At 59.7% G+C, this 25,628-nt stretch carries 20 protein-coding genes; 12 read left to right on the top strand and 8 right to left on the bottom strand.

What is annotated here, in order from left to right:
• Nucleotides 1–4 precede the first annotated feature (4 nt).
• Genes AS026_RS00895 through AS026_RS00905 form a run of 3 tightly spaced genes read right to left on the bottom strand, consistent with a single transcriptional unit; the run spans nt 5 to nt 3,485 of the window.
• Complete coding sequence (locus AS026_RS00895) at nt 5–1,231, bottom strand: pyridoxal-dependent decarboxylase, exosortase A system-associated (RefSeq protein WP_062368370.1); 1,227 nt, start codon at nt 1,229–1,231, stop codon at nt 5–7.
• On the bottom strand, nt 1,228–2,817 hold the full coding sequence (locus AS026_RS00900; RefSeq protein WP_062368371.1) for an acyl-CoA ligase (AMP-forming), exosortase A system-associated: 1,590 nt from the start codon (nt 2,815–2,817) through the stop codon (nt 1,228–1,230). The genes AS026_RS00895 and AS026_RS00900 overlap by 4 nt, the downstream gene beginning before the upstream one ends.
• Before the next feature lie 20 nt (nt 2,818–2,837).
• Entirely contained in the window at nt 2,838–3,485 is a 648-nt protein-coding gene (locus tag AS026_RS00905) for a hypothetical protein (RefSeq protein ID WP_245307284.1), read from the bottom strand.
• Between the two features lie 489 nt (nt 3,486–3,974).
• Between AS026_RS00905 and AS026_RS00910 the strand changes: the two genes are divergently transcribed.
• Genes AS026_RS00910 through AS026_RS41900 form a run of 3 tightly spaced genes read left to right on the top strand, consistent with a single transcriptional unit; the run spans nt 3,975 to nt 6,284 of the window.
• Nucleotides 3,975–5,165, top strand: coding sequence for a glycosyltransferase family 4 protein (locus AS026_RS00910; RefSeq protein WP_245307285.1), 1,191 nt, complete (start codon nt 3,975–3,977; stop codon nt 5,163–5,165).
• Entirely contained in the window at nt 5,137–6,066 is a 930-nt protein-coding gene (locus tag AS026_RS00915) for a glycosyltransferase family 2 protein (protein ID WP_062368372.1), read from the top strand. Before AS026_RS00910 ends, AS026_RS00915 begins: the two co-directional genes overlap by 29 nt.
• Nucleotides 6,067–6,113: 47 nt before the next feature.
• Nucleotides 6,114–6,284, top strand: a complete 171-nt coding sequence (locus AS026_RS41900; protein WP_160330083.1) for a hypothetical protein — start codon at nt 6,114–6,116, stop codon at nt 6,282–6,284.
• 23 nt (nt 6,285–6,307) lie between these two features.
• On the opposite strand, the gene AS026_RS00920 is transcribed toward AS026_RS41900, so the two are convergent.
• A complete protein-coding gene (locus AS026_RS00920; protein WP_062368373.1) occupies nt 6,308–9,937 on the bottom strand; it encodes a hydantoinase B/oxoprolinase family protein in 3,630 nt (1,209 codons plus the stop codon).
• Between the two features lie 214 nt (nt 9,938–10,151).
• Between AS026_RS00920 and AS026_RS00925 the strand changes: the two genes are divergently transcribed.
• The 5 genes from AS026_RS00925 to AS026_RS00945 all read left to right on the top strand — a co-directional run bounded on the left by AS026_RS00925 (nt 10,152) and on the right by AS026_RS00945 (nt 13,279).
• On the top strand, nt 10,152–10,559 hold the full coding sequence (locus AS026_RS00925) for a hypothetical protein (RefSeq protein ID WP_245307286.1): 408 nt from the start codon (nt 10,152–10,154) through the stop codon (nt 10,557–10,559).
• A gap of 172 nt (nt 10,560–10,731) precedes the next feature.
• On the top strand, nt 10,732–11,250 hold the full coding sequence (locus tag AS026_RS00930) for a copper chaperone PCu(A)C (RefSeq protein WP_062368374.1): 519 nt from the start codon (nt 10,732–10,734) through the stop codon (nt 11,248–11,250).
• Nucleotides 11,251–11,317: 67 nt separating this feature from the next.
• Nucleotides 11,318–11,686, top strand: a complete 369-nt coding sequence (gene copC, locus AS026_RS00935) for a copper homeostasis periplasmic binding protein CopC (RefSeq protein ID WP_062368375.1) — start codon at nt 11,318–11,320, stop codon at nt 11,684–11,686.
• On the top strand, nt 11,683–12,561 hold the full coding sequence (copD, locus tag AS026_RS00940) for a copper homeostasis membrane protein CopD (RefSeq protein WP_062368376.1): 879 nt from the start codon (nt 11,683–11,685) through the stop codon (nt 12,559–12,561). The genes copC and copD overlap by 4 nt, the downstream gene beginning before the upstream one ends.
• Before the next feature lie 115 nt (nt 12,562–12,676).
• Nucleotides 12,677–13,279, top strand: a complete 603-nt coding sequence (locus tag AS026_RS00945) for a HupE/UreJ family protein (RefSeq protein ID WP_062368377.1) — start codon at nt 12,677–12,679, stop codon at nt 13,277–13,279.
• Nucleotides 13,280–13,315: 36 nt separating this feature from the next.
• On the opposite strand, the gene AS026_RS00950 is transcribed toward AS026_RS00945, so the two are convergent.
• Both AS026_RS00950 and AS026_RS00955 read right to left on the bottom strand, forming a co-directional pair.
• Complete coding sequence (locus AS026_RS00950) at nt 13,316–14,101, bottom strand: SDR family NAD(P)-dependent oxidoreductase (protein WP_062368378.1); 786 nt, start codon at nt 14,099–14,101, stop codon at nt 13,316–13,318.
• Between the two features lie 25 nt (nt 14,102–14,126).
• Nucleotides 14,127–14,804 (bottom strand): FadR/GntR family transcriptional regulator, encoded by a 678-nt coding sequence (locus AS026_RS00955; RefSeq protein ID WP_062368379.1) that lies wholly within the window; start codon nt 14,802–14,804, stop codon nt 14,127–14,129.
• A gap of 123 nt (nt 14,805–14,927) precedes the next feature.
• Between AS026_RS00955 and uxuA the strand changes: the two genes are divergently transcribed.
• A complete protein-coding gene (gene uxuA, locus AS026_RS00960; RefSeq protein ID WP_062368380.1) occupies nt 14,928–16,115 on the top strand; it encodes a mannonate dehydratase in 1,188 nt (395 codons plus the stop codon).
• Between the two features lie 63 nt (nt 16,116–16,178).
• Here uxuA and AS026_RS00965 read toward each other — a convergent pair whose 3' ends face one another.
• Complete coding sequence (locus AS026_RS00965; RefSeq protein WP_062368381.1) at nt 16,179–16,583, bottom strand: response regulator; 405 nt, start codon at nt 16,581–16,583, stop codon at nt 16,179–16,181.
• Between the two features lie 347 nt (nt 16,584–16,930).
• Here AS026_RS00965 and AS026_RS00970 point away from each other — a divergent pair, with 347 nt between their 5' ends.
• Together AS026_RS00970 and pbpC are read left to right on the top strand one after the other, a co-directional pair.
• Nucleotides 16,931–22,408 carry an alpha-2-macroglobulin family protein gene (locus AS026_RS00970; RefSeq protein ID WP_062368382.1) on the top strand — a complete coding sequence of 1,826 codons (5,478 nt, stop codon included), beginning with the start codon at nt 16,931–16,933 and terminating at the stop codon, nt 22,406–22,408.
• Nucleotides 22,405–24,486, top strand: a complete 2,082-nt coding sequence (pbpC, locus tag AS026_RS00975) for a penicillin-binding protein 1C (RefSeq protein WP_062368383.1) — start codon at nt 22,405–22,407, stop codon at nt 24,484–24,486. The genes AS026_RS00970 and pbpC overlap by 4 nt, the downstream gene beginning before the upstream one ends.
• Before the next feature lie 110 nt (nt 24,487–24,596).
• Here the strand turns inward: pbpC and AS026_RS00980 are convergent, their stop codons facing one another.
• Nucleotides 24,597–24,947 carry a VanZ family protein gene (locus AS026_RS00980; RefSeq protein ID WP_062368384.1) on the bottom strand — a complete coding sequence of 117 codons (351 nt, stop codon included), beginning with the start codon at nt 24,945–24,947 and terminating at the stop codon, nt 24,597–24,599.
• A 264-nt stretch (nt 24,948–25,211) separates the two neighbouring features.
• On the opposite strand from AS026_RS00980, the gene AS026_RS00985 reads away from it, so the two are divergent.
• Nucleotides 25,212–25,493 carry a hypothetical protein gene (locus AS026_RS00985; protein ID WP_062368385.1) on the top strand — a complete coding sequence of 94 codons (282 nt, stop codon included), beginning with the start codon at nt 25,212–25,214 and terminating at the stop codon, nt 25,491–25,493.
• Nucleotides 25,494–25,628: the final 135 nt, after the last annotated feature.

The following is a 25,628-nucleotide window of genomic DNA, read 5'->3' on the forward strand; positions in this document are numbered from 1 at the left end:
CTGTTTAAACAAGGATCTCCGGCGGCAGCGGATGGCCGAGAAATGCTGTCGGGCTCGCCGTCAAGCCATAGGCGCCAGCCTGGAAAATGACGACCAGATCGCCGACTTCTGCCGAAGGCAAACATACATTGTCCCCGAGCAGGTCGAGCGGCGTGCAAAGGCAGCCAACGACTGACACCGTCTCACAGTCCTGCCCGCCCATTCTGTTGCCGATCACCAGCGGATAGTTTCGCCGGATGACCTGACCAAAGTTCCCGGAGGCGGCCAGCTGATGGTGAAGTCCGCCATCGACGACCAGATAGGTCCGGCCGCGCGACACCTTTCGGTCGATGACGCGCGTGACATAGATTCCGGCCTCACCAACAAGGTACCGTCCGAGTTCTATCACCACACGGGCGTCCGGAAGAACCGGGCGAATTGAGCCTTCAATAAGGTCGTTCAGCCTCTGTCCGATTGGCAGGAGGTCAAGTGGCTGATCCTTCTCGAAATAAGGAATTCCAAAGCCTCCCCCGAGATTGAGGTAGCGCACATGAAAGCCGCACGCATCGGCAAGCGAGAGCAACAGTCCGACATTGTGAGATAGAGCATCGCAAAGAATATCGGCGTGTAGGTTCTGAGACCCTGCGAAGACGTGGAAACCGACAAAGTCGAGGTCGGTGTCTGCAAAATGGCGAAGCAGGCCCGGCACTTGCTCGGCATCGATACCGAACTGTTGAGGGCCACCGCCCATCTTCATGCCAGAGCCCTTGACCTGGTAATCCGGGTTAACCCGCAGGGCGACTCGCGGCCGGATCCCGAGGCGGTTTCCCACCTCCAGGATACGCGTTGCTTCGCCGGCAGATTCCATTTCGATGGTCACACCGGCGGCCACGGCCTGGGAAAGCTCCTGCGATGTTTTGCCGGGACCGGCAAAACTGATCCTGGCTGGCGGCACAACTGTGTCCAGCGCCGTTTTCATTTCGTACGCCGAGGCTACGTCGAAGGAGTCAACAAGCCCTGCCATGTGCTGAACCAGCGCAGGCATCGGGTTGGCTTTGACCGCGTAAGAGAGCTTTACATCCCTCGGCAAGACAGAGCGAAGGTAGGAAACGCGCGCGTTGATCAGGCGACGGTCATATGCGAAAAACGGTGTTGTCCCGACACGCTCGGCCAAACGGTCAAGGCGTATGCCGCCAACCGCCAGGATGTCTTCGGCAACATCGAACATGCCAATGGAGGGATGTAAGCTCATCGACCCAATTGCTCCCTCAAGAGTGCACGGTCAAACTTGCCGTTAGGATTGGTTGGTATTGAAGCCATTTCGACGACTTTCGAAGGCACCATGTATTGCGGCAGCTGACGTCTGAACGCCGTCAGCAAGGCACTAACGTCCAGCGTTTCGGCAACCGGACTGGCAACGAGAACGATGCGCTGCCCGAGGGCCTGATCATCGATGCCCATGGCAACCGCGTCGCGCGCAAGGCCAGTAGCATAGGCGACCTCCTCGATCTCGGTCGGGCTGACGCGGTAACCCGAGGTCTTGATCATTTCATCGCGGCGGCCAACGAAATACAGGAACCCCTCTTCATCACGGATAACCGTATCTCCGGAGAACACGGCCAATTCCGGTTGCCGCCAGCCGGCGTCTGTGCCGGGCAAGGGGCGAAACCGCTCGCCAGTGCGTGCGGGATCGTTCCAGTATCCCAAGGCCACCAGAGGGCCTCGGTGAACCAGCTCACCAGGTTCGTTGGGGCCGCAAAGGGTTCCATCGGGTCGCACGACAAGGATCTCGGCATTCGGGATGGCCTTGCCGATGGAATCCGGTCGACGATCGATTTCTAAGGGGTCGAGATAGGTTGATCTGAACGCCTCCGTCAATCCGTACATCAGATAGGGAAGCGCATTGGGAAAGGAGGCACGAAGTCGGTCCAGCGTAGCCTTCGGCATCCTGCCGCCCGTGTTTGCGAAGTAGCGCAATCGTGCGGCGACCTCCGGAGGCCAGTGAAGCTCGCAGACCTGTATCCAAAACGGTGGAACGCCCGTGATGCCCGTTACATTATGCTTTTCGCACAGGCGCACAACGTCGCCGGGCAGCAAGTAGTTCATGAGCACGACGTGAGCCCCAGAATTGAAGGCTGTCGTCAACTGGCTAAGCCCGGCGTCAAAACTCAATGGCAGGACCGACAGGATCGTATCGTGAGGTCCGTTGCCGAGGTAGTGACTTACACTCTCGGCACCAACAATCATATTTCGGTGACTGAGAACGACGCCCTTTGGCTTCCCGGTGCTTCCTGACGTGTACAGAATAGCCGCAATATCGCAGTCGACACCTGCCGAAGCTGGTCCTCCAGTCTCCTCGTCGGGGCAAACGCGGTCGGCCCAGGAATGCGTATGCCAGGCCTCGCCCGCATTCGCATCGCCGCCAGCGGGCCCGTCTACAAGGACGACATGCTCAAGCGCACTCTCTGCGGTGACGAACTCTCGCAGTTGCTCCAGGCGGTCAGAGGATGTGACCAGCACCCGCACATCGCAGTCGGCGAGAATATGGGCGACCTGCTGGGGCCTCAGCAAGGGATTGATCGGCACGGTTGTGCACTGCGCAGCAGCCGTCCCGAATATTGTCACAACCGTTTCGACGCGTTTGTCGAGAAGCACCGCCACCCGGTCCCCGCGTCCGGTCTCAAGGGCACTGAGGGTCGCTGCAAAACCAGCCACGTATTCCCACAATTGCATATAGCTGAGGGTCGAGCTCTTAAAGGTAAGCGCGGGCGCGGATCCGTAGCGAGCCGCACCGTTGCGAAGCAAATCGGATAGATTGACTTTTACAGGTGACAGCATGTCAGGCCCCAAACTCCTTACTACCAAGGGACGCAGGTAAGTTCGCTGTAGAGGTAATCCACTTGGCTCGGCGATACCCGGCTGCTCAGGATCATCTTCGGACGTGGCGATTTGAGCGGAACCGACAGCATCGGCGGAGCGCTGACAAATCGGTTCTCGACAATGGTGACCGCCAGGCCAAAACGTGTCAGCAGATAGCTGCGGACATGCCAGGCGACTTCGGAAAACAGCTCCACATCCCCCACGTGCAGGATCGAAGCGAAGAGGCGCAAGCCCTTGCGCGTATCCTTGCGGAACATCACGTAGCAGCATCGATCGCCCTTGATGACTGCGAGATGATGTGCTGCAGGCGCGCGTGCATGGTCCCTGTATATTTGAAGATCGCGGACATCGAGATAGGTTTCGATTGACGCTTGATGGTCGATGATGCGTACGCCACTCCCCCACCTCGGCCAAGGCAGATTGACCGCGAGCGTAGCCGTCGTATCGAGCTGCTGGAATTTCAGCCGGCGATTCAGCGGAACGACGTTGCCACTGGGAGAGAGATCGGTGAACGTGTAGCCGGGTTGGTCGAGCAACGCCTTCAGCAACCTCAATCCATGCGATCGATAGGCATCCTGCACACACCAGGCAGCCAGGTTGCAAAAATTCTCGCTCTGTCCGGCCACACTCCGCTGCGAGTAAAACGCGACATACGCGCCAACGATGCTCTGGCCGCAAACCAGCATAAAACCATGATTTGGAGACGCACTCGGCCAAGTCGGTCGAATGGCCTCGGCCCAAACTCCGGCAGTAAGCCGACCATTCAGTTCGTTGTGAAGGAAACTTGCGACGTCATCCACATCGGCAGTGGTGATGGGAACCACTGCGACAGTCCTGTCACTATTTTGAAAGGCCACACCCGTCACTTTCGACAAATTCCCTATATCCCCACAGAGAAAAAGCAAATCGAGACCAATCTTCTACAAGTATAACCGCACGTATTAATAGATATCCTTATGGCTGACGATCAGCCGACCAAAGTTCAACTGCTTATCCTGTTTGGTATCTAGAGAATTTCTGCCAACCGCCCCTAGTATTCGGCCACACCCTGTCTCGAGACACCACGGGAGGCCGCCATTTCTAAGAATCATCACATTCTGATCTTGGTCGAGAACTTGCCAGTCCCCTTCGATCGACGAGTATGGCAGGAAGCACAAGCGTTGACGGAAGCGGGCTACGAGGTGTCCGTGATATGCCCGCAAGGCAAGGGCTATGACAAAAGCTACGAAGTCATCAACGGTGTGCATATATATCGGCATCCGCTTCGCGAGGCCAAATCCGCGAAGGGTTATCTTCGGGAATATGGGACGGCGCTCTTCCATCAGTTACGCCTGTCTTTTCGCGTGCGCCGCCGCCAATCAATCGATGCGATCCAAGCCTGCAATCCTCCAGACCTGATGTTTCTCGTCGCGCTTGTTCACAAGGTGCTCTTTGGCACGCGCTTCGTCTTCGACCATCACGACCTTAGCCCCGAACTTTATGTGACCAAGTTCGGACGGAAGGATCTCTTCTACCGTCTTCTTTGTTTCTTCGAGAGACAGACATTCCGAATGGCGGATGTGAGCATTGCAACCAACGAGACCTTCCGTGATATCGCGATCTCACGCGGTGGCATGGAACCGGACCGCGTGGTTGTGGTCAAGAGCTATCCGGAAGCTTCCCGTTTTCATCGCACGATTGCAGACCCGTCCCTGGTCGTACCCGGTAAACGCCTCATCGGCTACATCGGCATCATGGGTGAGCAGGACGGGGTAGATTCTCTTGTCCGTGCGCTGGCAGAGATTGTGCACGTGCGCAAGCGCGACGACATTCATGGTATCATCATTGGTGATGGGCCCGAACTGCCTCGACTGCGAGCGATGGCGGCCGAATTGGGCCTTGGTCATGTTCTTCGCTTCAGCGGCTACCTCAGTGGTCAGCCGCTGATGGCGCATTTGTCAGCTATGGACGTGGGTGTCATCCCCGACCCGCCGAACGAGTTCAACGACAAGCTCTCAATGAACAAGGTTTTCGAATACATGATGCTCGGCTTGCCGATTGTTCAATTCAATCTTCGGCAGGCGATACGCGATGCCGGGAACGCAGCCATCGTCGTGCGCGAACACTCACCGCGAGCACTGGCCGACGGTATCCTCGCATTGGTCGACGATCCCCAACGGTGCTCTGAAATGGCATCCGTCGGGCGCGCGGTCGCCGAGCGCGAGTTTCGGTGGACGACGGAGGCCCGTCGCTATCTCGGCGCCTACCGAACAATGTTTCGCAGGAGCTTGGACGTCAATGATCAGCGTCATTATCCCGCATCTTGATCAACCGGAATTGCTGCGATCCTGCCTGGCGTCGCTGACATCCCAAACTGGCCTGCGGCAGCCGTTTGAACTGATCGTCGTCGACAATGGTTCGAAAGAACTGCCGGTGAATGCGTGCGCCGCCTACCCGGGAACAAGCCTCTTGTCCGAGCCGGTGCCAGGCCCCGGTCCGGCGCGCAACCGCGGCGTATCGCATGCTACTGGCGATATTCTCGCCTTCATCGATGCCGACTGCACTGCCGACAGTCACTGGCTATCCGAGATCGAACGGCAATTCGAGACGGATGGAAGCCTGAACATTCTTGGTGGCGATGTGCGTATCAGCTACGAGAATTCGGAGCGTCCGACGCTTCTGGAGGCTTACGAGACCGTGTTCGCCTACAGAATGAAGGAGTACATAGCAAAGCAAGGATTCACCGGGACCGGAAACCTGGCCATGCGTGCCAGCGTGTTTGCCGCAGTCGGCCTTTTTGGCGGGATCGACATTGCCGAAGATCGTGACTGGGGGCAGCGAGCACTAAGCAAGGGATACCGAACTCGATACTGTCCTGAAATGATCGTCTTCCACCCGGCTCGAAAGAGCTTCTCCGAACTCGCACGCAAGTGGCAACGACATACCGCTCACGATTTTGCACGCATTCGCGCGATGCGGGGCTGGTGGCCACGGTGGATCATTCGCACGGCAGCCATCGCGCTGTCGCCTGCGGCCGAGATGTTCCGGATTGCCGCGTCAGACCGGCTGGATGGATTGAGAGCTCGCATGCTTGCGTTTGTCGGCGTGGTTCTCGTCCGCTGCTACCGGGCAGCCATCATGCTGTCGCTTGCCTTCGGTGCGAGTTCAGCGCGAATGAGCGGTCGCTGGAACCCGGCATCGATCTCGGCACTCCCGCGTGACGGATAGTTGACCGTCGCGCTGTCGCATGAGGTCCGATCCATCCGGACGGGAGCATGTCTGCCTGCGACAGCATCAAGCTCACTTCACTTTGCACGTTGACAGTGCTTGGTGTCGCCGCTCATCTGTCGATGACTGGTGAAGCCGAAGATGTCATCACGTTTCCGGGGCCTGGCGAGATCACGGCGCCAATCACCGTAATCGGTGTGCATATGGTCCCTTGGTGATCAACGCAGCCGAGGTGGCCATCTCACGCTCCAAACCCACCCGAAGTTGGTGTGGTCACAGTCACGGCCTCCCCCGCCTCGATCACCGTTTGGTCGCTAGCCTTTAGTACTTCGCGACGACCGTCCAGTCGGTGGATACTCGTTGACCCGACCCTGCCGTCCCCCCCTCCATTGATGCCCCGAGGCGGGCGGTCACGGTGGGAAGACAGGATGGCGCATTCCATCCGCTCCAGAAATCGGATCGTGCGTTCGGTGCCGTCGCCGGCGCCCCACCTACCCTTTCCACCCGAACCCTCCCTGATGTGGAAGTCTTCCAGCAGCACCGGGAACCGGAGCTCCAGCACCTCGGGATCCGTCAGCCGGGAATTCGTCATATGGGTATGGACGCCCGCCGTTCCAGCAAAGCCACGGCCGTCGTTCATCCGACCCGCCGGCGAACCCGAGCAGATCGTCTCGTAATATTGGTATTTCGCATTGCCGAACGTCAGATTGTTCATTGTCCCCTGCGCATTGGCCATCGACCCCATGGCACCGAAGAGCGCATTGGTCACATGCTGGGACGTCTCGACATTCCCGGCAACCACCGCGGCGGGATAGGCCGGCTTTAGCATAGAGCCGTCCGGGATAATGATGTTGATCGGCCGCAGGCAGCCCGCGTTCATCGGGATATTGGCCTCGACCATCACGCGGAAAGCATAGAGAACGGCAGCGCGAGTGACCGGCTCGGGCGCATTGAAATTGTTGGCCTGAACCGCCGACGTTCCGGTAAAATCCACGGTCGCTTCGCGGCTCTGGCGATCGACTGTAATCTTGACCCTGATTAGCTGACCCGTGTCGGTTGGATAGTCGTACCGGGCGCTGTCCGGCAACCGCTCGATGACCCGGCGCACACTTTCGGCCGCATTGTCCTGAACGTGACCCATATAGGCCTCGACCACTGAAAGACCGAAATGGGCAACCATCCGGCGCAACTCCGCCACACCCTTTTCATTCGAAGCGATCTGCGCCCTTATATCCGCCATGTTCTGGTGCGGATTGCGCGCCGGATACGGATGGTTCGTCAGGAGATCGTAGAGCTCCGCCTCGCGAAAGCGGCCGCGTTCGACCAGTTGGAAGTTGTCGAAAAGCACCCCCTCCTCTTCGACGGTTGTCGCGAGCGGGGTCATCGAGCCCGGTGCCGTCCCTCCGACATCGGCGTGATGTCCGCGGGAAGCGACATAGAACAGGATGTCGCGGCCGGTGTCGTCGAAGACAGGCGTGACAACCGTTATGTCCGGGAGGTGGGTGCCTCCGTTGTACGGAGCGTTGAGAGCGAACACATCGCCCGGGTGGATTCGTCCCTCGTTCAACCTGATGATCGTCTCCACCGATCGGTCCATGGAGCCCAGGTGCACCGGCATATGCGGTGCATTGGCTACCAGCGCCCCGGTTCGATCGAAAACCGCGCAGGAGAAATCCAACCGTTCCTTGATATTGACGGAAGAGGCGGTGTTTTGCAGCGTGAGACCCATCTGTTCAGCAATCGACATAAAGAGATTGTTGAATATCTCCAGCATGATCGGATCAGCCTGCGTCCCAAGTGCGGCGGCTGTCCTCTTCTTTTCAACGCGGCGGAGCAGGACGTGGTTCTTCGAGGTGATCTCTGCCTGCCATCCGGGCTCGATGACGATCGTCTGATTGGCTTCGATAATGAGCGCCGGACCAGGTGCCTGGCTACCGGGCAGGAGATCGTCACGCTTGAAGACGCTGGTATCACGCCAAGCGCCGTCGAAAAAGACGCGCCGGCTCTCAGATGCACGAGTGACCGCTGCTACCGCCTGCAAGTCGTCTTCCTGATGCCTTTGGGCGGATCGGTCAGTCCCCTCGACGGCGACGGATTCGATGACAATCGCTTTACCGTCGTAAACGAAACCAAAATGCGCCGTGTGCGCCCGTTCAAAATCGACCAGCGCCTCGCCTATCGAGCCGTGGTTAAAATTGACGGGCAGCGTGGTGTCCGTACCTTCGTAACGAAGGTCCAGGACGGATCTGAAGTCAACGCTGCCGGCTGGTATGCCTTGTGTTTCCAGCTCTTCACCCACCCCGGCACTCAAAGAGGCGATCAGCCGGTCAAGTTCCGGGAGCGACGCTTCCGAAAGAGGCTTGATGAACGCTTGCTGACGGGATGCGAAGATCGATGACAGGCCCATGCCGTAAGCAGACAGCAGACCGGAAAAGGGGTGAACCAACACCATCGACATGCCGAGTGCATCGGCAACGAGGCAGGCGTGTTGCCCACCCGCACCACCGAAGCAGTTCAAGAGGTAGCCTGTCACGTCGTAGCCACGCTGTACCGAGATTTTCTTGATAGCGTTGGCCATATTCTCGACCGCGATCTTTATGAAGCCTTCCGCGACGCTTTCCGGGCTGTGTCCGCTGGCGGCATGCGCGGACATTGCCTCGAACTTCTCGCGCACGGCCTCGATATCGAGTGGTTCGTTCTGGGCCGGCCCGAAGATTGCGGGAAACAGATCCGGCTGCAGTTTTCCGAGCATGACGTTGGCGTCCGTCACCGCCAATTCCCCGCCACGACGATAGCAGGCGGGTCCGGGATTGGCGCCCGCCGAATCAGGACCGACGCGGAACCGACCGGTCTCAAAATGAAGGATAGAGCCGCCGCCGGCAGCGACGGTATGAATGCGCATCATCGGCGCCCTCACTCGAACGCCCGCAACTTCGGTGTCGAAGACGCGTTCGTACTCGCCATCAAAGTGGGCTACATCCGTTGAGGTGCCTCCCATGTCAAAGCCGATAACCTTGTGGAACCCGGCAAGTTTTGCGGTCTCCACCATACCGACCACACCGCCGGCCGGCCCCGAAAGGAGTGCATCCTTGCCCTGAAACATATGGGCGGCGGTCAGCCCCCCCGATGACATCATGAAGTTGAGGCGCGTCGACGTTTTTCCCGCATGCTCTACTCCCAGCTCGTCCGCCACCTGCTGAACGTAGCGAGATAAAATGGGCGAGAGATAGGCGTCCACGACCGTCGTATCGCCGCGACCGACCAGCTTGAGCAGCGGAGACACCTCATGACTTACCGAAATCTGCTTGAATCCCGCTGCCCGGCAGAGGTCTGCGACCACTTTTTCGTGCTGCGGATATTTGTAGGAGTGCATGAACACGATCGCGACCGCATCAATCCCATCCATCCTTGCTCTGGCAATCGCCTGCTCTGCAGCGCTCGTCTCGAGCGGCACCTCGATCGAGCCATCCACGCGAATGCGTTCTTGGACTTCCACGACCCGCTCGTAGAGCTGTTCCGGCAGAATGATCTCCTTGGCAAAAATGTCGGGGCGTGCCTGGTAGGCAATGCGAAGCGCGTCGCGAAAGCCCTTGGTGATCAATAAGAGGACCCTGTCACCCTTGCGTTCCAGAAGCGCGTTGGTCGCAACGGTCGTCCCCATGCGAATGTCGCCTATGCGATCGGGCGGTATCTTGTCCGTCGTCTCGAGGCCGAGCAGGCCGCGAATCCCGTGGATCGCAGCATCGCGATAAGATTCCGGATTTTCGGAGAGAAGCTTTCGCGGATGCAAACTGCCATCAGGTGCACGCCCAATAATATCCGTGAAAGTGCCTCCTCGATCGATCCAAAAATCCCAGGCCCCATCAGACATGTTCCACGCTCCCGTGCCGGATGCCAAAAAATATCGCAGTCGGTGCCGCGCTCACTTCACAAGACAATGGACAAATTGTTCTACGTATTCAATGTGCGGGCATCGCGTGTTTGCGACAGCGCAAGCTATCTCGCTTCGAGCCTCTTTCAAATTGCCGCATTGAGATCTATTGCTGTGCTCCGTAAAAGCATTCGCGTCAGCGAAGGAGAAGCGGTTGCAGGCAAGAAACGCGATGATCATGCGGTGGATGTTGCGCATGACCTGCGCCATCGCGCTGCTGTTTGTCGGCTTCGCCCATCAACCGCCGTCTTTTGCCAAAGGCGCTTTCCTTCCCTCCGAGTTTGCAGAATATATTCTGCCCGACGGCACGCTTCCCGTTATCTGCATCTCGGGCAAGGCAGACGGGATGAGCAAGCATGACACGGCGCAGCAAGCGCAGGGTTGTGAGGCTTGCCGGATTGCTGCCTCGGTCCTGCTGCCCGTTCCCGACAAATATCGCGGCGAGCGTCCTCGTATCACAACCGCTGCCATGCGGCCCTACGAAGAGGACGGGTCTTTCCGGCGGGTCCTTCCCCCGAATATCGGTCCAAGGGCGCCTCCGGCCTCTTCTGCCTTTGCTTGAACCAGCATTTCGGCTTCCCCCGCGATGCTTGTCACAGTGGCGACTGACCTGCGCCTAGGTACTGTTCGGCCCAAAGCAGATCGCACCCGTATCCAATTTCCATTTCGCAATGACGTTTTTCTCTCTGCCGTCGTGCAACGCCGCGAGAGATGCATCCTGTCAGGAGCACCCTATGAAGAAACTGATCATACTCATCACAGGCCTGATCTTTGCCGGTCTGTTTGCTGCAATCGCTACCGCCAATGACATCAAGGTGGGCGCCATCGACATCGGCCACCCCCGCACTCGAGCCATGGTGCCGGGTGCCAAGGTCGGCGGCGGCTACCTGAACCTGACCAACACCGGTTCGGCCGATGACAGGCTCGTCAGCATCACATCCGACCGGGCGGCAAAAACCGAAGTTCATCAAATGAGCGTCAACAACGGCGTCATGACCATGCGACCCGTCGCGGGCGGGCTCGTCATTCCCGCGGGTCAGACGGTTGAGCTGCAACCTGGCGGCTTCCACATCATGTTCATGGACGTCGCGCAGCCGTTCAAGCAAGGGGAAACGATCAAGGCGACCCTGACCTTCGAAAAGGCTGGATCGGTTGACGTCGAGTTTACGGTCGGCAGTGCTGGCGGGGCGAATGCGTCCGCAAAGGACGGCCACTCGGATATGGGTGGCATGGACATGTCCAAGCCGCAATAGGGGCCGCGACCGGCAGGCTCGCGTGCTCTACCGCATCAGAACGATAGTCAGAATATGAGACAGGAACATGTCCAAACATACACGCCTTACCGCATTGTCGGCCCTTGCACTCGTCATTTTTGCTGGCCAAGCTCTTGCGCACGCTCATCTGACCGAGAGCGTGCCTGCCGACAAGGCAACGGTCGCAGTCTCTCCCGACGAGCTCGACCTGCACTTTTCCGAAGAGCTGGATCTTAAGTTCTCCGGCGCGAAAATCATCGGCCCGGACAAGGCCTCAGTGAAGACCGGTGATGCCATGCTGATGGATGACGGAAAGACCCTGATGGTTCCTCTTCCCGAAAAGCTCGATCCCGGCGCCTATGAAGTGGAATGGCACGTTCTTTCGACAGACGGCCATAAGACCAAGGGCGCATACGGCTTCACGGTCAAGCCGTGACACCAGACGCCGCGCTCGTCCTGTGCCGCTTCCTGTTCTATGGTTCCGCCATATTTTTGTGGGGCGCATCAGCCTACATCTGCTGGATTGCACCGGCAGATGTGGCGGCACAGGTGAGCCGACGGCTCCGTCATTGCTTTGCCCTCTCAACGCTTCTGATCATCGGCACGACGGCGTCCCTGCTCCCGCTGCGAGCGGCTGCGATCGGCGAGGGCTGGGCCGACGCGTTTGCGCCGCAAATGCTATCCTCCGTCCTTACAGGGACCAATGTCGGGCAGGCCTGGATTGCCCAGGCTTGCGCCGCCGGTCTTTTGATCGCGTCTTGCCTGGTAACGGGCCGCTTCAGACACGGTGCCCGCGCGATGAGCGCGGGGTTGCTGCTCGTCAGCCTCACGCTCAGTGGCCATGCCGCGATGCACAGTGGATGGTTACGCATGATGCATCGTCTCAACGACGGTGTTCATCTCCTGTCGGGTGGCGCCTGGCTCGGCGCTTTGGTCCCCATCGTCGTCACTTTGCCGCTGTTGAGAGATACCCGATGCCAGAGAGACGCACGGACGGCGTTGATGCGGTTTTCAACTGCGGGTCATGTTGCCGTGGCACTCGTCATCACGACCGGCGTCATCAATACAGCACTGATTGTCGGATCCTTTCCACTGGACTGGCAGCTCGAGTATCAGCTTCTGCTCAGCATCAAGATCCTCATCGTGCTCGCCCTGATCGCGCTTGCGATAGGAAATCGCTACCTTCTTGTTCCAAGGCTTGCTCGCAACCCGTCGCTGCAGCCACTGAAGTGGGCGACTGGAGCCGAAATAGTCCTGGGGTTTGCCGTGCTTGGCCTTGTCGCCGTGTTTGGCATGCTGCAGCCGACTTGAACGGCTCGACGTTGAAACGATCTACGTCAAATGACGGTGTCGCTGATCTTTTCGCTTTATCCCCCTGATCCCGCGTGCCATTTTCTGGACAACGTGCACGTAGTAGGGGCCTCCCATGTTTTCAAAGATCTCCAGATTTAACGCCGCGCTCGCGGTTTGCGTCCTTACTCCAGCGCTCGCCTTCGCCCACACCGGCGTTGGCCAGACAGTTGGCTTCGCCCACGGCTTCACGCATCCGGTCTCCGGGCTCGATCACGTGCTGGCGATGATCCTTGTCGGCGTGCTTGCCTGGCAGCTCGGCGGACGTGCGCTGTTTCTCGTGCCGACCACCTTCGTCTCGGTGATGGCGATCGGCGGCGCACTCGGGATGATGGGAATTTCCGTTCCATTTGTCGAAGCCGGAATTGCCTTTTCCGTGATCGTCCTCGGTGCCGTCGTCGCGCTGGGTGTCCGCGCGCCCCTCGCCATCGCAGCCGGGGTTGTCGGCCTTTTTGCTATTTTTCATGGACATGCGCACGGTTCCGAAATGCCTGCAGCTGCCGCTGGCATCGCCTATGCCGCGGGTTTCATGCTGGCAACGGCAGCACTCCACATTGCCGGCATAGCCCTCGGCTATCTGGTCGGTAAAGCGAACGAGCAGCAGGGTGCAATCGTGATGCGCTCGGTTGGCGGCATTGCCGCACTCGCCGGCGTTGGTCTGCTTACCGGTCTCATCTAGCAAATCGGCTGCCCGGCCAAAGGGCCGGGCACGCCCTCAGCGCACCCCAATACCGGCTGTCAGACCGCCATCGATACGGTGATCCGATCCGGTAATGAACGCAGCCTTGTCCGACGCCAGGAAGGCTGCAAGTGCAGCCACCTCTTCGGGTTCAGCAATGCGACCAAGCGGATGCGCCTTTCCGAAACGCCGAAACACGGCATCGATATCGGCATCCTGTCCTTCGAATGTTCGCGCCGCCAGCTCCAGGATCGGCGTACGCACCGAACCGGGGCTGATCGACACGACGCGTATATTGTCTGCCGCAAAGTCGATCGCCATCGCCCGCGTCAATGCGTGGATCGCCCCTTTCGAAGCGACGTAGCCAGAAACGCCAGGCTGGCACGCAAAGCCTTGCACACTTGAAATATTGATGATCGCGCCGCCGCCGCGCTTGCGCATCTCGGGCACGCCATGCTCAGCTGTCAGATGGATCGAGCCGACATTCACCGCCATGCAGCGCATGAACGTCTCGAAGGGTGTATCGGTGGCATTGCCGTAAGGGTGCACCGCCGCCGAATTGACGATGATGTCCACGCCACCAAACGCTGCGACGGCTTCAGCAAAGGCGTCAGCCACGCTTGCGGGGGCGGAAACATCCGTTCGGATAACACGCAGGGCCAGACCATCCTCCACACCGATCTCGGCAAGCCTGGTGTTCGCCGTTTCATCGATGCCAAGGCAGGCAACAGCCGCACCCTCTCGCGCCAGATGCAATGCGATCGCGCGTCCGATTCCGGTTGTCCCGGTAACGATTGCGATCTTGCCGGCATATTCTCCCATCAGCCTCTCCTACTTTTCGGCATGCTCATTCAACAATGAACTCAAGACCGGCACTGAGGTGCCGATCCATGTGATAGACAAAGGCAATCCGGTCGCGACAGCGCAGAGCCTGCAGAATATCGCGGTGCTCGGCTACAACCGTCTCCAAAGTCAGTCGTTGCGATTTTCCGGCGAGCATCAATCGCTGTATGACAGGCTTCAGCATTCCATAGGTTTCCGACAATGTGCGATTGCCGGCAGCTCCCACAAGCAGGCGGTGGAACTCGAAATCGAGCTCGGAGGCTCGCTCGGCGTCTTCCGTTCTCAGGATGGCTGCATTGACGGCTTCCATCTCGGCAAGGGCCTCTCCCGTCAGACGGTCAGCAAGCAGATCGAACAGGTTCATTTCCGTCAGTCGCCGATAACCCTGGATGTCGCGGAAGGCATCGACGGAAATCTCCATGGCAAAGGAGAAGAGATCGCACATGGCGTTCTGATGCTGGTCTGTCAGGACGGCGCCGACTTTTTGCCTGGATTCGGCGACCCCATAGGCCTTCAAGGTGCGGAAGGCTTCGCGCACCGTGTTTCGGCTGGAATCGAACATCGCGGCGAGCTCGACTTCGCTCGGCAGGACATCGCCCACACCGAGCCCCCGCTCACGGATGAGGCCGCGGATTTGTCGGACGACATCATCTACCGCCGAGGCGCGATTGCTGTACTGCACAGTGAAAAGCTCCGTTTTCCGGAAAACCTAATATGTTGGCCTTATTTTGGCAATCGTCGCTTTCAGCTTGCTAAGATCAACAAAAATACGCTTAATTGTCCAACATTTCAGGGAGGTGTTGTCATGCTGGAGAGTTGGCGCTGGTTCGGACCGCAGGATCCGGTCACATTGTCCCATGCTCGTCAGGCTGGCGCGCACGGCATCGTAACTGCGCTCCACCATATCTATGACGGCCGGGTATGGACGCCGGACGACGTTGCCGAACGCATGTCCCTGGTGAGAAATGCCGGCATGGTCTGGTCGGTATGCGAGTCTATCCCGGTCAATTCGGCGATCAAGCTGCGAAACGCAAACTGGCGTCGTTATGTCGATGCGTGGAAGCAGAGTCTCGCCAATCTCGGCAAAGGCGGCGTACCTGTGGTCTGCTACAATTTCATGCCCGTCGTGGACTGGACACGTACCAACCTGCTTTATCCGACGCCCGTTGGCGGCCTGGCGCTTCGCTTCGACATGATCGATTTCATCGCCTACGACGTCTTTGTTTTGAAGCGTATTGCGGCCGAAGAGAGCTACAACGCTCCGCTCGTTGAAGCGGCGCGCCAGCGATTGGCAGGCATGAGCGAGGAGGATGTGGAAACCCTCGAGAGGAATATTATTGCCGGCCTTCCCGGCGGCGAAGACAGCCACACGCGCGAAACCATCCGCGGGCATATCGCGGCATTTGACGAACTCTCAGACGACGACATGCGCAGCAACCTGGTCGAGTTTCTGAAAGAGGTCGTGCCGGTGGCCGTCGAGAACAACGTACGTCTCGCAATTCACCCGGACGACCCGCCCTTCTCGCTGTTCGGGTTGCCGCGTGTCGTCTCGACGTCGGAAGATATCGAGACTATCCTCGCAGCGGTCGATCACACGGCCAACGGCATAACCCTGTGTGCCGGATCCTACGGCTCGCGCCACGGCAACGACGTCGTCGGCATGGCGAGCCGCTTTGCCGACCGCATCCATTTCGCGCACCTGCGAAATGTCAGCAAGGAAGCGGACGGCTCCTTCATCGAGTCCGAGCACCTCGGCGGCGACGTCAACATGGTCTCGCTGATCTCGGTACTGCGTCGGGAGGAGCGCCGCCGGGCCGCGTCCGGAAGGGCGGACAGCGTCATCCCGATGCGCCCCGACCATGGCCATCTGCTGATCGACGACCAGACGAAGAAGGTCAACCCGGGCTATTCCTGCATCGGCCGACTCAAGGGATTGGCGGAACTCAGAGGCGTAATCGCAGCGGTGGATGAGTTGGACGTTCAGACTGCATAGCTCTTGCCGCATGGCGACACGGATAGCTGGCGGATATCACGGATTTTCTGACTTACAGCGTCCTCACGCACTCCGGCGCGCATCGAGGGCATGACGCAGAGAGTTCTGCACGATCGATGGCGTTGCCGGCTTGCTGACCACACCCAGTGCTCCGTGAACACGGCCAACGACCGCCGCGGGGTTGCTGGTCATGAAGAGGACCGTTACGCCAAATTCATCGACGAGCCGTTGACCAATCTCTGGGCCAGTCGCGCCGTCAGCCAAGTTGACGTCGACAAAGGCGATGTCGGCCTGTGCGGCTAGTGACAAAGCCTGCCTTCTGTCGGTTGCGACACCGACGACATCGAGCCCCATGTCCCTGACTGTCGTTTCAAGATCTAGCGCAACGAGATAGTCATCTTCAACGATCAAGACGCTTTCACGCGTGGCACCACCTGTCCGCGATTGTGTTCCGACATTGCTGCCCATGATTGCCCCTTGCTTCTGCTTGTTTTTGCAACACTGGTTACGCGCAACTGCATGTTGGCGAGCGGATAACGGCATTGAGGACAATATGTTCCGCGCTGAGGCGGATTCGCTCGCCAATAGATCGCTGTTAACGCTAATAAACCGTTAAGGACAAATGTGAGGAGCAATCAGAGGTAGCCCATGGAAAAGACATCGCGGCTCAGATATCGAGCCCGCGAAATAGCATCCCTTAGCTGATCTCGGGCACCCTTGGCCCATTCCGAAACAACACGTCGGTCGAGTTGACAATGGGTTGTGGAGTGCCGAGAGTGCACCCTGGATCAGCGCCAGTCACCTTGGGGGGACCTATGTCTGTACGCGCGTTTTTCGCCTTCACCGCCGTTGCTCTCGCGTCTCTTACCGCAAGCCTTCCCGCATTCGCGGCAGACACAAAACGCGAAATCCAGACAGTCCAGGACGCCGATTACTTCGGCTTTGATCTGCGGACCGAACAGAACGTTACGCTGGATCAATGCAAAACATCCTGCATCGGCGACAAGTCCTGCAAAGCCTTCACCTATAATCCGAAGGTGAAGTGGTGCTTCCTGAAGTCCGACTTCAAGACGATGAACGCTTTCCCGGGCGCTATCGCCGGCAAGATCGTCGAGACTGCCGCCGCAAAGCCGGAGCCGGATATCGGGCCTGCCCCGCGGCTCAACTTTCTCTCCGGAGATGTGAGAGAGCAGGCACGCGACGACAAGGCCAATCTTGAAGTGGCCGACGATCGGCAGGGCCAGAGCGCCGACAGCCTGATCGCCAACGGCCGTCTCGACCTGACGGCAGGCAATGTCATTGATGCCGTGAAATCCTTCCGAAGTGCGCTCGCACTTTCCCCCGACAATGCCGATCTTTGGCTGGAAACGGCGCGCGCCGGCGACAGCTTTACCAAGACCGACGACAACGATGGCAGCGAGATCTACGGACAGGCTGTGCTGGACGCGGTCAATGGCTATGAGTTGACACGAACAGCCTCGGCCCGTGCCGAGGCTCTTTCCGTACTCGCCGCAGCACTCGACAAGAACACCAACTATCGCGCCGCACTCAATGCCTACAAGGCAAGCCTGGCACTCGTGAACGCGAAGGAGGTCCAGGCGGCCTTCCTGCTGCTGAAATCGACGCAGGGATTTCGCATTACCGAGCATACGGTCGACGCCGACAGTGCAAATCCCCGTATCTGCGCGACATTCTCCGAGACCCTGGTCAAGACGCTGGACTATACGCCCTTCGTGACGCTGAATGGTGCGGCCCCCAAGGCGCTCGAAACCAAGGACAAGCAGGTCTGCATCGAGGGGCTGACCCACGGTGAAAATTACAAGATCACGTTCCGCACCGGCCTGCCCTCTTCGGTCGACGAGGTCCTCGAGACCCCCGTCAGCCTCGATATCTACGTCAAGGACCGCACAGCCAGCGTACGCTTCACTGGCGACAGCTTCGTTCTGCCGTCGACGGCCCGCCGCGGGATCCCGATCGTTTCCGTCAACATGCCTTCCGCCAATCTGAAGCTCTATCGTATCGGCGATCGCGGCATCGCTCCGCTTTTGACGAGCTCGCAATTTTTGACCCAGCTCGACGGATACAGCGCACAGCGCATCGAAGACGAGAGCGGGGAACTGGTCTGGCAAGGCTCGATCGAGATGACCAACGACCTCAACAAGGATGTCGTCACCAGCTTCCCGGTGGATGAGGCGCTGCCCGAGCGAAAGCCTGGTGTCTATGTGCTGACGGCAACGGCGCCGAACGCCCCGGATCAGGATTGGAATGCGCAGGCGACACAATGGTTCGTGGTTTCCGATATCGGGATCACGACATACGCGGGTACCGATGGCCTCAACGTCTTTACCCGATCGCTCGCCTCGGCAAAGCCGATCGCTGGCGTTGAGCTCCAGCTTCTGGCGAAGAACAATGAAGTACTCGGCACTGCAACGACCGATGAGAACGGTCGGGCGACGTTCACCGCCGGTCTGATGCGTGCGACGGCTGCCCTGACGCCCGCTGTCATCACCGCCCGGAAAGGGGGCGCCGACTATGTCTTCCTCGATATGACGCGCGCGGGCTTTGATCTCTCCGATCGCGGCGTCACCGGGCGTGCTTCTCCCGGCGCCATCGATGTCTTGAGCTGGACGGAGCGCGGCATCTACCGGGCCGGGGAAACGGTCCACGCCGCTGCCCTTGCCCGCGATACCGATGGCAAGGCAATCGAGAACCTGCCGCTGACCTTCATCTTTCTGCGCCCCGATGGTGTCGAGGATCGCCGGATCGTCAGTCAGACCAGCAATGTCGGCGGCTATGCGATCGACCTCCCCGTTCAGGAAAATGCCATGCGCGGCACCTGGACGATGAACATTCACACCGACCCAAAAGGCTCGCCGATCGCGACGAAAACCTTCCTGGTCGACGACTTCGTGCCTGATCGTACCGACATGGAGATCAAGACAGAGGCGAAGGTTATCGGTCCGGAGACGTCAGCGACAATCAATATATCAGGCAAGTATCTCTATGGCGCACCTGCGGCAGGGCTGTCGCTCGAAGGCGATGTCGTGATCAAGCCGACCCGCGAGGCGGCCGCCTTCCCCGGCTATTTCTTTGGCCTTGCCGACGAGGAAGCCAGCGAAGAGACGCGCCAGACCATAGAAGGCCTGCCCGACCTCGACGAAGATGGCGAAGGTATCACCGACCTGACTGTCGGCGATCTGCCGGCGACGACGCAGCTTCTGAACGCCACGGTCTATCTCCGCATGCAGGAAGCCGGTGGCCGCGCCATCGAGCGTTCGCTCGTGCTTCCCGTCAAAAACCAAAGCCCGATGATCGGCATCAAGCCGGAATTCTTCGGCGACCTTGGCGAGAATTCGATCGCGAACTTCACCGTTATCGGCGTTGATGAAGACGGGGCGAAACAGGCGATGAGCGGCCTGCGCTGGAAACTCTACAAGCTGAACCGCGATTATCAATGGTATCGCGACGGTACCGCCTGGAAATACGAGCCGATCTATACCGCCGAGCAGGTCGCCAACGGCAATCTCGATGCGTCCCTGGACGGAGCGAAGATATCGTCTCCCGTCGCCTGGGGGCGCTACCGCCTCGAGGTCGAAAGCACGCAGACCGACGGCCCTGCTTCGAGCGTTGAATTCGATGCGGGATGGTTCGTCCAGGCAACGTCGACGGAGACGCCTGACGGGCTTGAGATCGCGCTCGACAAGGAGAGCTACAGGATCGGCGAGACGGCCAAGCTGAAGGTCTCATCGCGCTACGCAGGCGAATTGATGATCGCGGCCGGTACGGAAACCCTCGTGGCCATCCAGAACGCATCCATTGGCGAGAACGGTGGCGAAGTCGATATTCCTGTCACTTCAAATTGGGGGGCTGGCGCCTATGTCACCGCGACATTGTTCCGCCCCGGCGATGCTCAGGACAGCCACATGCCGATGCGCGCGATCGGCGTGAAATGGCTGAAGGTCGATCCGGCGGAGCGAGCATTGCAGGTAGCGATCGATGCGCCGGAGAAGATGCTGCCGCGCGCACCGCTGCCGATCACCCTTGCCGTTGCCGGCGCGGGCGCCAACGAAGACGCCTATGTGACGGTTGCGGCTGTTGATGTCGGCATTCTCAATCTGACCCGCTACGAGCCACCAAACCCAGAAGACTGGTATTTCGGCCAGCGCCAGCTCGGTCTCGAAATTCGAGATCTTTACGGACGGTTGATCGATGGTTCGCTCGGCACTGCCGGCAAACTGAGAACCGGCGGCGACGGAGGCGCTGTGGCTCTTCAGGGAAGCCCGCCGACGCAAAAGCTGGTTGCCTTCTTCTCAGGCCCGGTGAAACTGGATGCCCAAGGCAAGGCGAATGTGAGCTTCGACATTCCCCAGTTTAACGGCACTGCCCGCGTGATGGCGGTCGCCTGGTCGAAAGCCGGCCTTGGCCATGCGACGAAGGACGTCATCATTCGTGACCCTGTCGTGGTGACGGCGAGCCTGCCGGGCTTCCTCGCGCCCGGAGATACCTCCGAGCTTCGGCTCGATATCGCCAATACGGACGCGCCGGCAGGCGACTTCAAGCTGACCGTTGCCGGCAATGATGCCGTGCGCATTGGCGAGGCGTCGCAGACTGTTCATCTCGAGGCCGGCGCCAGATCAGCCGTGACACTCGCTGTTACCGGTACGCAACCGGGCCATGGCAGCGTTTCGATCAATCTCGCTGACGCGGCCGGCCTGTCGCTGGAACAGACGGTTGACGTTCCTGTTCGACCAGCTGTTCTGCCGATGACCGAACGCCGCGTCCTGGCGCTCAATCCATCAACCAGGCTGACCGTCGACAAGGCATTGCTGGCAGACAGCGTTCTACAGGGCGCCTCCGTCAGCGTCAGCGTCACGCGTTCGGCCGCCTTCGACATTCCGGCTCTGCTGATGTCGCTCGACCGCTACCCATTCGGCTGCGCCGAGCAGACGACCAGCCGTGCCCTGCCGCTGCTCTATCTGAGCGAGCTTGCCCATGAGGCCGGTCTGGAGGATGACGCCGACGTCAAGAAGCGCGTTCAGGACGCAATCTACCGCGTGCTTTCCTATCAGGCGTCCGCCGGAAGCTTCGGCCTTTGGGGACCTGACAGCGGCGACCTCTGGCTCGATTCCTATGTCACCGATTTCCTGACCCGCGCACGCGAGCAGAAATACGAGGTCCCGGATCGTGCATTCGCGCAAGCTCTGGAGAACCTTCAGAACGCTTTGAGCTATGACGTCAATGTCAAGGATCAGGGCGACCAGATTGCCTATGCGCTCTACGTTCTCGCCCGCAACAAGAAGGCAGCGATCAGCGACCTTCGCTATTATGCCGATACGATGATCAACGACTTTCCGACGCCGCTTGCAAAGGCGCATATCGCAGCGGCACTGGCGCTTTATGGCGATGCGACGCGATCGAAAAACATCTACGTCGACGCATTGCAAATGTCGGAACAGTCCATGGTGACGCGCGTCAATCTTTCGAGAACGGACTATGGCTCTATCCTGCGCGATGGTGCCGCAATCCTTGCTCTTGCCGCCGAAAGCCGTCCGGTCCCGCCGGTGGTTCCGGAATTGGCCAAAGCGGTCGCCAAGGAATGGAACCGCAGCAAATACACGAGCACCCAGGAACAGGCCTGGATGCTGCTTGCCGCGCGCGCCATTCAGGGCGGTGACGACTCGATCAAGATCGACGTCAACGGCGCGCTGCACAATGGTGCCTACATGGCGAAGATGACCGGGGACGCCTTGATGGGCAACGCGCTCACGCTCACCAACCAGACCGGCGAGCCCGTCTCGGCGGTGGTGACGACGGTTGCTGCCCCTGTCGTGCCGCCGCCCGCAGGCGGTGACGGCTTTGCCATCGAGCGCACCTACTACACGATGGATGGCGAGCAGGCGAATGTGACCGAAGCCAAGCAGAACGAGCGCTATGTCGTTGTGCTGCACGTCACGGAAAGCAACAACTGGCCGTCGCGGATCGTCGTGACGGACCTGCTTCCGGCCGGCTTCCAGATCGACAATCCGAACCTGGTCGACAGCGCGCAACTGACGAACTTCGACTGGATCGGCGAGGTGACGGCGGCCCACACCGAATTCCGCAATGACCGCTTCGTGGCCGCGTTCAATCGGTCGGCGGACGACAATCGCGAAATCAATGTCGCCTATGTCGTGCGCGCCGTGACACCCGGCATCTACGATCATCCGGCCGCCGTCGTCGAGGACATGTATCGACCGCAGCTCTCCGCGCGCACCGCGACTGGCAAGATGGAGGTTACCGCAGCGTCGAAATGAGACTTGCAAGGAAGCTCGCGATCGGAAGCGCTGCCGGGATCATCCTTGCCGGCATCGGGTTGGTCTTGCTTGACATCGCCGACCGGGCCTATCCGCCGCCGCTCGACAAGGCGGAAACGGTCTCTGCGGAAGTGGTCGATGCGGATGGTCAGTTGCTGCGTGCCTTTGCAACGCCTGAAGGCCTCTGGCGTCTGAAAACCACAGCCGCCGATGTCGATCCACAATTCCTCAAGATGCTGATCGCTTACGAGGACCGGCGTTTTTACAGCCATGCCGGTGTCGATCTTCAGGCAATGGCACGTGCCGCCCTGCAGTTCGTCACCAATGGCCGCATCGTCTCAGGTGCATCGACGCTGTCGATGCAGGTCGCCCGGCTGATCGAGCCGCGTCAGGGCCGCTCGCTGTCGGCGAAGCTCCTGCAGATGGCACGCGCCATCCAGATCGAGCGGCGGCTATCCAAGGAGCAGATCCTCGATCTCTATCTGACGCATGCACCCTATGGCGGCAATCTCGAGGGTGTGCGGGCGGCGAGCCTCGCCTATTTCGGCAAGGAGCCGCGACGGCTGACGGTCGCGGAAGCCGCTCTCCTCGTCGCTCTGCCGCAATTGCCGGAAAAGCGTCGGCCGGACCGCAACCTCGCGACAGCCGAGGTGGCGCGCAAACGGGTGCTCGAGCGAGTCGCTGTCGCCGAGGCTGTCGGCGAAGGTGAGGCGGCGCGTGCCGAAATCGTGCCGGTGCCGTCTCAACGCATGCAGCTTCCGGCGCTTGCGGCGCATGTTGCCGAAGCAGCACGACGCAAGGATCCGAAAGCAAGGCAATACGAGACGACCCTGAAGAAGCAGGTGCAGGCAGGATTGGAGGCCGTTGCCCGCGCCTCCGCCTTGAAACTGGGCCCCAAGCTGTCAATCGCCATGGTCATGGCCGATGCACAAACGGGCGACATTCTCGGCGAGGTTGGCTCGGCCGACTACTTCGATGCCAGCCGCTCGGGCTGGATCGACATGACGCGCGCCAGCCGTTCGCCAGGCTCGACGCTGAAGCCATTCATCTATGGCCTCGCATTCGAAGAAGGCCTTGTCAGCCAGGAGACGATCATCGAGGACCGCCCCGCCGATTTCTTCGGCTACAGGCCGCGGAATTTCGATATGAGCTATCAGGGCGACGTCACGGTGCGCGAGGCGCTGCAGCTGTCGCTGAACGTCCCGGCGGTGAAGCTGCTCGATGCCGTCAATCCGGCCAAGCTGCTGATCCGCTTTCGCCGCGCGGACGTAAGTCCCCAGCTGCCCCCGGACGAAACACCCGGCCTGGCCATCGGTCTAGGCGGCCTCGGCATCACGCTGAAGGATCTGGTCCAGCTTTACACTGCGCTTGCCAATCGCGGCCAGCCGGTCCGCATCGGCGATGGCGTCAACGACCGCCCCGGCAAGATCGATGGCGAGGGAATGCTTGATCCGGTGGCCGTCTGGAATGTCGCCGATATCCTCTCGGGCGTCATTCCACCAGCCGGCGCTCCGAAACGCGGGATCGCCTACAAGACCGGCACCAGCTACGGCTATCGCGACGCCTGGTCCGTTGGCTACGATGGCCGCTACGTGCTCGGCGTCTGGGTCGGGCGCCCCGACAACAGCGCTGTCCCGGGATTGACGGGTTACGGCACCGCGGCGCCGATCCTCTTTGAAGCTTTCGCAAAGTCAGGGATCGCGACGACGCCCCTCCCGCGCCCGCCCTTGGGAGCAATACGGATCGCCCAGGCCGAACTGCCGATCAGCCAGCGTCGCTTTGCCATCAATCCAAGCGGCCTTTTGGCGTCCACGGGACGTGAACCGGCGCCGCAGATCGTCTATCCACCGGAGGGCGCACATGTCGACCTTGGGGCGAAGAGCGGCGGTCTCTCGCCGTTGATGCTGAAGTTGCAGGGCGGGCGGGCGCCTTTCCGCTGGCTCGCCAACGGCAAGCCTTTGCCCGATATTTCCCGGCGCCGCACCAATCAGTGGATGCCGGACGGCGGCGGCTACTCAAAGCTCACAGTGATTGACGCCATGGGCCGGGCCGCAAGCGTCGGCGTCTTCATCGATTGATCGTCTGCAGCGATCAGTCATATTTCCTCCAGGTATGCCGGATCCAGAACGCGTTGACCGGCTCCAGCGTGGTTCGCCGAACAATCTGGTGACCATCGCGATTCGTGAGACTAGTCCGCGCGCGGCCGGAGGGCCCAGTTTGCCGCAAACCCCAGGCCGACGCCAATCGCTGCACCGACAGCCTTTACAACAGCGTCCTCAAGCCGCGCATGCCGGGTTGGTGAAAGATACTGAAGGAACTCTATTGCGGCCGCTCCGAATATGACCAGCACAGCGCAAACCCAAAAACGGCGGGGATAGGCTACGACGAACAGGAAAGCCATTGTCGTGAAGGCGAGCGCTCGGTCATCGCGCACGGACATGACGTCGTGCGGTCGCAGACCGATCGGCGAAACGGTCACGAACAGGATGGCGGCAAGCGACAACCAAGCGGCGATCTTCAGGAGTCGGTCGAATAGCATGTACTCAGGATAGCGAAGTGCTCCAGCTGTATCCAGTCGGGTTGGTCGGCTAAACCATGCATTTCAATGCACCAACAGGTCTTTTTGCCACCTGGATGGAGAGTTCCGGCTTCGAGCATGGCGGCACCACAGGAGATGTGCCCTTTATTGCAATATTACTACATCTGAATGTACAACTTTTGAGCGATAAAATCGGCCAATTTGGGAAGTAGCGCGTTCAACCCCATACGTTCAGAATTGCAGGTGTCTACATGGGGATTGTCGATGGCTGAAGAATATAGTCTCCGTACTGAAGACTCAGGCTGGTCTATCATCGATCGGGCGACGCACGAGCCAGCGCGCCTGGACGGCATCCCACTGTCCGCGATGGATGCCGAGGAAGCCAAGCACATGTTGGCCATTCTCAGAGGCATTGATCGCGTGCGGACAGCGTCAAAAAGAGCCGCATCATTCGCGAACAAGAAACGTGCCAATGCGGGCCAAACCGCGGCAAGTCCTCAAATCAACGCAGGTTTCGGAATGCTGAGACCCTTCAGAGGCGACTGAGCGCGCTGCGGCAGCTGCAGGCAGATATGCGGACGACGTCGATGAATTGTCAGATCGCGCGAAGGAAGCTGCCGGTTTCGGCAGTAATGAAACAGTCGCAAAATAAAGCCCTAAACATGTCACTTACGAAGTCTC

It is taken from the genome of Rhizobium altiplani (genome assembly GCF_001542405.1).
Classification (GTDB): domain Bacteria; phylum Pseudomonadota; class Alphaproteobacteria; order Rhizobiales; family Rhizobiaceae; genus Rhizobium; species Rhizobium altiplani.

Coding starts and splice junctions, on each gene's coding strand:
- uxuA (WP_062368380.1), top strand. CDS start 14,928: ATGCTGGAGAGTTGGCGCTGGTTCGGACCGCAGGATCCGGTCACATTG.
- AS026_RS00930 (WP_062368374.1), top strand. CDS start 10,732: ATGAAGAAACTGATCATACTCATCACAGGCCTGATCTTTGCCGGTCTG.
- AS026_RS41900 (WP_160330083.1), top strand. CDS start 6,114: ATGTCTGCCTGCGACAGCATCAAGCTCACTTCACTTTGCACGTTGACA.
- AS026_RS00915 (WP_062368372.1), top strand. CDS start 5,137: ATGATCAGCGTCATTATCCCGCATCTTGATCAACCGGAATTGCTGCGA.
- AS026_RS00895 (WP_062368370.1), bottom strand. CDS start 1,231: ATGAGCTTACATCCCTCCATTGGCATGTTCGATGTTGCCGAAGACATC.
- AS026_RS00945 (WP_062368377.1), top strand. CDS start 12,677: ATGTTTTCAAAGATCTCCAGATTTAACGCCGCGCTCGCGGTTTGCGTC.
- AS026_RS00950 (WP_062368378.1), bottom strand. CDS start 14,101: ATGGGAGAATATGCCGGCAAGATCGCAATCGTTACCGGGACAACCGGA.
- AS026_RS00985 (WP_062368385.1), top strand. CDS start 25,212: ATGGCTGAAGAATATAGTCTCCGTACTGAAGACTCAGGCTGGTCTATC.
- pbpC (WP_062368383.1), top strand. CDS start 22,405: ATGAGACTTGCAAGGAAGCTCGCGATCGGAAGCGCTGCCGGGATCATC.
- AS026_RS00900 (WP_062368371.1), bottom strand. CDS start 2,817: ATGCTGTCACCTGTAAAAGTCAATCTATCCGATTTGCTTCGCAACGGT.
- AS026_RS00920 (WP_062368373.1), bottom strand. CDS start 9,937: ATGTCTGATGGGGCCTGGGATTTTTGGATCGATCGAGGAGGCACTTTC.
- copC (WP_062368375.1), top strand. CDS start 11,318: ATGTCCAAACATACACGCCTTACCGCATTGTCGGCCCTTGCACTCGTC.
- AS026_RS00970 (WP_062368382.1), top strand. CDS start 16,931: ATGTCTGTACGCGCGTTTTTCGCCTTCACCGCCGTTGCTCTCGCGTCT.
- AS026_RS00980 (WP_062368384.1), bottom strand. CDS start 24,947: ATGCTATTCGACCGACTCCTGAAGATCGCCGCTTGGTTGTCGCTTGCC.
- AS026_RS00965 (WP_062368381.1), bottom strand. CDS start 16,583: ATGGGCAGCAATGTCGGAACACAATCGCGGACAGGTGGTGCCACGCGT.